This window comes from Candidatus Frankia nodulisporulans, assembly GCF_902806475.1.
GTDB lineage: Bacteria > Actinomycetota > Actinomycetes > Frankiales > Frankiaceae > Frankia > Frankia umida.
Genome location: NZ_CADCWS010000439.1, coordinates 1 through 1,938, shown reverse-complemented (window position 1 = coordinate 1,938; position 1,938 = coordinate 1). Strand labels below are relative to the sequence as shown.

Annotated in this window: 1 protein-coding gene and 1 tRNA gene; one reads left to right on the top strand and one right to left on the bottom strand. The window is 67.6% G+C overall.

Annotated elements, in window-relative coordinates; translation table 11 throughout:
* Positions 1–552: 552 nt before the first annotated feature.
* Positions 553–625 (top strand) — tRNA-Lys (locus G6R24_RS20580).
* A 168-nt stretch (positions 626–793) separates the two neighbouring features.
* On the opposite strand, the gene G6R24_RS20575 is transcribed toward G6R24_RS20580, so the two are convergent.
* Positions 794–1,938 (bottom strand): tyrosine-type recombinase/integrase (locus G6R24_RS20575; protein WP_163550782.1); only part of this gene is annotated, 1,145 nt, incomplete at its 5' end.

Here is a 1,938-nt window from a genome sequence, read left to right as displayed (position 1 = left end):
GTTCCGGACTGCCGCAACCCACCCCGCCTCCGCCCGCATTACCCGTGCACGCCCTGATCCGCCTGGCCCGGGACGCCCCTCCCGCCATGCCCCCACCGTCGCGACCCCACCGCCAGACAAACCCGCCCATCCACCCGCTTGCCGAGGCCTGTTCGGAAATCGACCCCCTGATTCCCCGACCAACCCTCGGCATGGCACCGAACACCCCTCGGCACGACAAGATCGCGACCCGGCAGGCGCGCCGGACGCACCCTTCCCCTCCTCCCCGCCACCAACCCCGGCCAGCCACCACACCAACAATCACGTAGCGAACCAAGCCAGATCCCTTCAGTCACCACCGTTCCGATCAGGGTGTTCCGCGGAACAGCCGCCCCACCACCAGCACCCCCGACACGCCCCGGTCGCCGAGCCCCGACCTCCGCGACCGGGCCGAGCCGCCCGCCGTGACCGACCTATCCACCAAGTCCGACCCACCCCCCAGCCACACCCCCCGCGCAGCCTGGTAGAGTTCTCCATGTCGACGCGGCAACCAGCTGGGAACGCGAAGGCAACGCGCCGTTAGCTCAATTGGCAGAGCAGCGGACTCTTAATCCGCGGGTTCGGGGTTCAAGTCCCTGACGGCGCACCCGCTCCCACCAGGTCTTATGACTCTCGGTGACGTATCTAAAATGATCACTGTACCCAACTTTGTACCCTAGCCCTCCGCACTCTGGCGGCGGAGACGGCAGACGCCCCGAGCCGCTGCGTGAGGTACACAGCCGTCCGGGGCGTCCTTGGCTCATTGGGTACAGCGTCAGCCTGTCCGTTCCTCGCCGTCGTCCTCGTCGGGTTCGTGGGCGTCACTGTGCGTCGCCTCGCCAAAAATCCGGTCGAGGCGGTCGACGGCGTCGCGCTGCGTTTCGGGCATCACGTGGGTGTAGGTGTTCATGGTGAGTTGGATCGTGGAGTGCCCGAGCAGCTCCATCACCGTCCGGGCCGGCACGCCCTCGGCGAAGAGCATCGAGGCGAAGGCATGGCGAAGGTCGTGCAGCCGAAGCCACGGCAGGTCGGCCTGACGACGCAGGACATCGAAGCGCCGGTTGACGTTGCGCGGCTCCAACGGCGTACCGACCGACGAGGTGAACACCAGGCCGGTTTCCGTCCAGGCATCGCCGAGCCCGATCCGTTCCGCGGTCTGCGTGGCCGGGTGGCGCCGCAGGATGGTCACCAGGCGGGGCGGGATCGGCAGCTTCCGGTGGGAACGGTCCGTCTTCGCCGGGACGAACCGCAACGAGCCGTCCACCCGTTGCAGCGTCTGCCGGACGTGGAGTGTGGCGCCGCCCAGGTCCACATCCGTCCAGCGCAGGCCGAGGATTTCGCCGCGCCGAAGCCCGAGCATCAGGCCACAGGCGAAGACCGCTTCCAGCCGTTCACCGCGGAGGATTTCGACGAGCCGGCGTGCCTCTTCCGGCCGCAGGGCGCGCACCTCACGATGTGGCAACGGGGGCGCCTTGACCGCCTTCGCAACGTTGCGTGCCACCAGATCGAGCCGTTCGGCTTCCGCCAGCGCGTTGCGGATCAGGCTGTGCACGTGCCGGACGCTGCCGGCGGACAGGCCGGCATTCCTCGCCGCGCTGACGAGCCGCCGCACGTCCAGCGGCGTGAGCTTGTCGAGCTGGACGCGGCCGATCACCGGAATGATGTGTGTGTTGATCAGCCAGCGGTAGGCACGGAGCGTCGAGGCCCGGGTACCGTCCCCTTCCCTGATTTCCAGCCACTCCCCCAGCCACACGGCCGTGGTCCGGCGTTCAGCGGTTACGTTGACGCCGAGCTCCGCCGCGCGCTCGACTTTGTCGAGCTTCTGGCGGCGTTCCTTCAGGATTCGCCCGTTGGAGTACCGGGCGATGTTCGATACCGCGAGGCTTATGCAGAAGTCTGATTTCATTTCAAAACAAAACG